The 5894-nt window shown below is 68.7% G+C and carries 4 protein-coding genes and 1 pseudogene; 2 read left to right on the top strand and 3 right to left on the bottom strand.

The annotated features are described in order from the left end of the window. Together Q0R63_RS04330 and Q0R63_RS04335 are read right to left on the bottom strand one after the other, a co-directional pair. Positions 1–245: pseudogene (locus tag Q0R63_RS04330) on the bottom strand (hypothetical protein); the annotation flags it as partial. A 37-nt stretch (positions 246–282) separates the two neighbouring features. Beyond that, positions 283–1794, bottom strand: coding sequence for a hypothetical protein (locus Q0R63_RS04335; RefSeq protein WP_295694532.1), 1512 nt, complete (start codon positions 1792–1794; stop codon positions 283–285). A gap of 117 nt (positions 1795–1911) precedes the next feature. Between Q0R63_RS04335 and Q0R63_RS04340 the strand changes: the two genes are divergently transcribed. After that, complete coding sequence (locus tag Q0R63_RS04340; RefSeq protein WP_295694534.1) at positions 1912–2877, top strand: cation diffusion facilitator family transporter; 966 nt, start codon at positions 1912–1914, stop codon at positions 2875–2877. A 12-nt stretch (positions 2878–2889) separates the two neighbouring features. On the opposite strand, the gene Q0R63_RS04345 is transcribed toward Q0R63_RS04340, so the two are convergent. Beyond that, positions 2890–4116, bottom strand: coding sequence for an MFS transporter (locus tag Q0R63_RS04345; protein WP_295694537.1), 1227 nt, complete (start codon positions 4114–4116; stop codon positions 2890–2892). Positions 4117–4421: 305 nt separating this feature from the next. On the opposite strand from Q0R63_RS04345, the gene ahcY reads away from it, so the two are divergent. Next, positions 4422–5858, top strand: coding sequence for an adenosylhomocysteinase (gene ahcY / locus Q0R63_RS04350; RefSeq protein WP_295694540.1), 1437 nt, complete (start codon positions 4422–4424; stop codon positions 5856–5858). Positions 5859–5894: the final 36 nt, after the last annotated feature.

Below are 5894 nucleotides of genomic sequence, written 5' to 3' on the forward strand. Positions count from 1 at the left end.
AGGACCAGCACCGCGGCATACGTTGTCACGTCACCACGTCTCCCGGCGACGATGACGCAGTTGGCCGACGACTCCGGCGCCACGTCGTATGCCGTGCAGAAGGCCGCCGTGTCGGCGAGAGTCACGTCGATGCTCGCCACCCGCGCGCCAGGCACGAGCGCAGCAGCGTCCGCGACCGGCGCGGCGACGAGGTCGAGGTGGTCGGCGAGGGTCAGCCAGTCGAGGGTCCCGATGTCGGAGCGCATGACGCCACGCTAGCCCGTCGTCGTCGCACCCTTGTTGTCACTGAGAGACACTGCCGGGGGCTTCGAGGAGTCGGTAGTGGTCAGCCACCTTCACCACGGTCCAGCCCAGCTGGTTGACGAGCCCGTCCCCGAGCGAGGAGCTGTCGGGGAGGAGCGCGACCCGGGCGCCTGTCGCGGCCACGGTCTTCTGCCATCCCGGAGCAGCTTGGCTGGCGTTGACGTAGTCGGTGACGTAGTCCAGCGAGAAGATCTCGGTCCGCCCGTCGATCACCGGAGCGAGTTCCGGGTGCGCCCAGTCGAGCCAACCCCCGAGGACGTAGTCGTTGAGGACCACCGTGCCTCGAGGAAGGGCCGAGAGGGAGGGATCGAGGCCGGACGGGACCGAGCCCGGTCGACGATCGGCCAGGGGAATCGACAGGAGCATGACCACGACGACCCCCGTGAGGACCGCCCACTTCTCCGGTCTGAGGAGCTTCCCGGTGGCCCGAGCCCCCTCGGCGGTCCGAGCCTGGGCCTGGTTCAACGCGGCGGTGACGAGAGGCGCGACGATGACGGCCGCAATGGCAACCGTGCGGCTGTAGAGCAGGCACCAGCCCAGCGCGAGAGCCCAGAGGCCGACCCGGCTCCAGCTCACCTGCCGGCTGCTCCTGGCCCACACCAGCACGACGAGGACGAGGCAGCCCATGGTGAGCGCAGGAATGGGGGTCGAGAAGTCCGGTGGTGCCCACTCCGTGACGAATCTCCCGTAGCCCGAGACGGTCATCGGCGCCGTGAGCAAGCGGGGCCCCACCGGCGTCAGACCCGCCGCGACGATCGTGAGGACCGGCACGAGGGCCAACCGGCTGGTCGCGCGAAGGTCGAGGCGTCCTCCGGTGTGATCCTGCAGAGCCATGCCGGCGACGACGACGAAACCTACGAGCGGCCCGAGGAACCACATCCCGTGGCAGCAGGCCCAGACCCAACCCCATGCGACGAGCCACCAACGGGGGCGGCGATCGTCGGCAGTTCGAAGCCCAGCACCCACGCTGACGGCCAGGAAGATGAAGGAGACGATCTGAGGCCGGGGTCCCAGGTTCGGGAGGGCACACAACAGCCCCGCGGTGGCGCCGATCACGGTCTGGACCAGCGTTCCTTGCGGCCGGCAAACGGCGATCAGCGCGACGACGAGAAGCACGAGGCCGAGCTGCCACAACCAGGCGACGCCGGCCAGACCGGCCACGGAGTCACCGACGGCCATGAGGGCCTCAGGGGCCCATTCGTGCAGCATCCACGTGGTGCTGCTGAAACCCGACCACGTGTCGGTCGTGATCAGCTGCCCCGAGGCGAGCAGCTGGTGACCGGCCCGGATGTGCCAGAACGTGTCGGGGTCGCGGACGACGAGCGGCCGGAGGAGGACAAGGGGAAGGGCTCCGAGGATGACGCGCGGCAGCCAGACGTCGAACAGGACCGATCCCGGCGGTCGAGCGGCCTCCTGCGAGGTATCGGTGGCTGACCGCAGAGCGGGGGGATCGACAGAGCTCGGCGCGTGGTTCGGCGCGGTCGTCGTCACGCACCCAGCATGGGGTGGACGGGTGCAGGAGGGACGGCCGGAAAGAACATATGACCGAACGGACGAGGCAAGACCGGGCGTTCGGCCTGCTCGTGCTCAGCCAGTAACCTGACCGGCATGTCGACTGAGGGCGGGAACCGGGCGATCCTCGCTGCCCTGGCGGCGAACCTCGGGATCGCGGTCACGAAGTTCATCGCCTTCCTGCTGACGAGCTCGAGCTCGATGCTCGCGGAGTCGGTGCACTCCCTGGCCGACTCGGCGAACCAGGCCCTGCTGCTGTTCGGCGGCAAGCGGGCCCGTCGGCAGGCCACCCCGGAGCACCCCTTCGGCTATGGGCGGGAGCGCTACTTCTGGGCCTTCGTCGTCTCGATCGTGCTCTTCTCGGTCGGTGGCCTCTTCGCCCTCTACGAGGCGTACCACAAGTGGGAGCGGCCCGAGGGGATCACGAGCTTCGCCTGGGTGCCGATCGTCGTCCTCGTCGTCAGCATCGGCCTCGAGGGCTTCTCGTTCCGCACGGCGATCCATGAGTCCAACCCCACCCGGGGGACGCGCAGCTGGCCGCAGTTCATCCGCAGCGCCAAGGCGCCAGAGCTGCCCGTGGTGCTGCTGGAGGACTTCGCCGCGCTCATCGGGCTCGTCTTCGCCCTCCTGGGGGTCGTGCTCACGATCGTCACCGGCAACGGCCGCTGGGACGCCGCGGGGACCGGGCTCATCGGTCTGCTGCTCGTGACGGTCGCCCTCGTGCTCGCCGTCGAGATGAAGTCGCTGCTGCTCGGCGAGGCCGCGTCCCCGGACCACGTGCGGGCCATCGAGGCCGCGATCATCGGCACCGAGGGGGTCGGCCGGCTGATCCACATGCGGACCCTCCACGTCGGCCCCGAAGAGCTGATCGTGGCCGCGAAGGTCGCGGTCACCGAGACCGATACGGCAGACCTCGTCGCGACGACGATCAACGTGGCGGAGCTCAACGCCCGGCAGGCCGTCCCCGACCTCACCCTCCTGATGTACCTCGAGCCCGACATCGACCACGGCAACGATGAGGTCCGGCCCTCCTGGGACCCCACCAGCACCACGCCTTCCTGACGGGGGACCGGCTCAGGGCAGCGGCCGGTGGGCCGTCTCCTTCATCCCGAAGACGTAGACCAGCAGCGAGACGAGGCAGAGCGCGCTGACGTAGTAGGGGAAGAGGGTGCCGTGGCCGGCGTTCTTCAGTGCCGTCCCGATGTAGGGGGCCGTGCCCCCGAAGAGCGCGACGGAGACGGAGTAGGGGAAGCCGATGCCGGTCGCCCGTACCCGCGCGGGGATCGTCTCGGCGTTCACCGCGGCGGCGATGGAGGTGTACATCACGAGGAAGACCATGCCGACGCACTCGACGAGCAGGAGTCGGCCCGCGCTCCCGTCGAGGAGCCCGAGACCGGGCACCGTCAGCACGACGAAGGCCGCCGCGAAGGTGATGAGCAGCGGCCGCCGGCCGACCCGGTCGGACACCATTCCCGCGATCGGGTTGAGGAGGCCGAAGAAGACGAGGGCGAGCGTCCCCACGGTGAGGGCGTCGCTCTTGCTCACCCCGGCATACGTGTTCGCGTAGGTCGGCAGGTAGGTCGTCCAGGTGTAGTAGGCGATGGTGCCCGCCACGGTGATGCCGACGATGAGCAGCGACTGCCGCGGGTGGTGGCGCAGTGCGTCGAAGATGCCCGGCCGCGACGCACGGCCCTCCTTCATCGCCTCGACCGTCGCCAGCGTCTCTGTGGCGCCCCGACGGATGAGCAGGCCGACCAAGGAGAGCAGCGCCCCGACGAGGAACGGGATCCGCCACCCCCACGACCCCATCTGCGAGTCGCTGAGGCTGCGGGCGAGCAGGGCCGACAGACCGGACGCGATCAGCTGCCCGATCGTCGTGGATACGTACTGGAAGCTGGAGAAGAAGCCCCGCCGTGTCGGCGGGGCGGACTCGACGAGGAACGTCGTCGAGGCGGCGAACTCGCCGCCGATGCTCAGCCCCTGGATCAGTCGCGCGACGAGGAGGAGCACGGGTGCAAGGACCCCGACCTGGGCGTAGGTCGGCAGCACGGCCATCAGCAGCGACCCGACGCCCATCAGCAGGATGGTCAGGGTCAGCGCCGCCTTGCGTCCCAGCCGGTCGGCGACGGCCCCCATGAGCAGCCCGCCCACCGGCCGCATGAAGAAGCCGACCGCGAAGACCGCGAAGGCGTCGAGCAGGGCCGTGAGTCCGGACTCGCTCTTCGGGAAGATCTGGACCGCGAAGTAGGTCGCGAGGAAGGAGTAGGCATACCAGTCGTACCACTCGACGAGGTTGCCCACCGAGGCTGCGGCGAGCTGCCTGGGTGAGTGCCCTCGAGCTTCGGTCGGAGTAGCAAGGTCCAGACGAGGACTCGTGTCGGGGGAGGTCTCGGACATCGGGTCAGACAACCACAGGACCCCGACAACCGCAGCCTGGCCCACGCGGCATACCGGCCCTGCGTGCCCTCGTCGGTCCGAGCCGTTAGAATGGGGGTTCTGCCGGCGTGGGTGATACCCCGCGAGATCAACTGTCCACACGGACGACGATGTGCCCAGATGGGCTACGCCGGGTCAGCCAACCACTCGATTCAACGGGAGAATTTTCCATGTCCTTTGACTTCAAGGTTGCCGACCTGGGCCTCGCCGAGGCCGGCCGTCACCAGCTCCGACTCGCCGAGCACGAGATGCCCGGCCTGATGGCCCTCCGCGAGGAGTTCGGCACCACCAAGCCGCTCACCGGCGCCCGCATCGCCGGGTCGCTCCACATGACCGTCCAGACGGCGGTCCTTATCGAGACCCTCACGGCTCTCGGCGCCGAGGTCCGTTGGGCCTCCTGCAACATCTACTCGACCCAGGACGAGGCCGCTGCGGCCGCCGTCGTCGGCCCCAACGGCACCCCCGAGGACCCCCAGGGCGTCCCGGTCTTCGCCTGGAAGGGCGAGACGCTCCCCGACTACTGGTGGTGCACCGACCAGATCCTCACCTGGCCCGGTGGCGAGGGCGCCAACATGATCCTCGACGACGGCGGCGACGCCACGATGCTGGTCCACCAGGGCCGCGAGTGGGAGACCGCCGGCCTGGTGCCCCCGATCACCGACGAGGACTCCGAGGAGTTCGGGGTCTTCAAGGAGCTCGTCCGCGCGACGATGCTGACCAACCCCACCAAGTGGACGACCGTCTCCGAGAGCATCATGGGCGTCACGGAGGAGACCACCACCGGTGTCCACCGGCTCTACCAGCTCGCCGAGACCGGCGACCTGCTCTTCCCGGCCATCAACGTCAACGACTCGGTGACCAAGAGCAAATTCGACAACACCTACGGCACCCGCCACTCCGTCATCGACGGGCTCAACCGCGCCACCGACGTCCTCATCGGCGGCAAGGTCACCGTGGTCTGTGGCTACGGCGACGTGGGCAAGGGCTGTGCCGAGGCGCTCCGCGGCCAGGGTGCCCGCGTCATCGTGACCGAGATCGACCCGATCTGCGCCCTGCAGGCGGCCATGGACGGTTTCCAGGTCGCCCTGCTCGAGGACCTCCTCGCCACCGCCGACATCTTCGTCACCACGACGGGCTGCTACGACGTCATCACCGCGGACCAGATGTCGCGGATGAAGAACAAGGCCATCGTCGCCAACATCGGCCACTTCGACAACGAGATCGACATGGCCGGCCTGGCCAAGCTCCCGGGCATCGTCAAGACCGAGATCAAGCCGCAGGTCCACGAGTGGACCTTCGCCTCGGGCAGCAGCATCATCGTGCTTTCCGAGGGTCGCCTGATGAACCTCGGCAACGCCACCGGCCACCCGAGCTTCGTGATGAGCAACAGCTTCTCCAACCAGACGATCGCCCAGATCGAGCTGTTCACCAAGAACGCCGACTACGCCAAGCAGGTCTACGTCCTGCCGAAGCACCTCGACGAGAAGGTCGCCCGGCTGCACCTCGACGCCCTCGGCGTCCGGCTCACCGAGCTGACCAAGGGCCAGGCCGAGTACCTCGGTGTCGACGTCGCCGGCCCCTACAAGCCGGAGCAGTACCGCTACTGACGTCGCCCCACCCCCTGGCCTGAGGGCCAGAACCGC

Origin of the sequence: Lapillicoccus sp., from assembly GCF_025353065.1 — a bacterium.
Classification (GTDB): Bacteria; Actinomycetota; Actinomycetes; order Actinomycetales; family Dermatophilaceae; genus Lapillicoccus.

Excerpts from the sequence above, each read along its gene's own strand:
- Q0R63_RS04340 (WP_295694534.1), top strand. The coding sequence starts at position 1,912 with ATGTCGACTGAGGGCGGGAACCGGGCGATCCTCGCTGCCCTGGCGGCG.
- ahcY (WP_295694540.1), top strand. The coding sequence starts at position 4,422 with ATGTCCTTTGACTTCAAGGTTGCCGACCTGGGCCTCGCCGAGGCCGGC.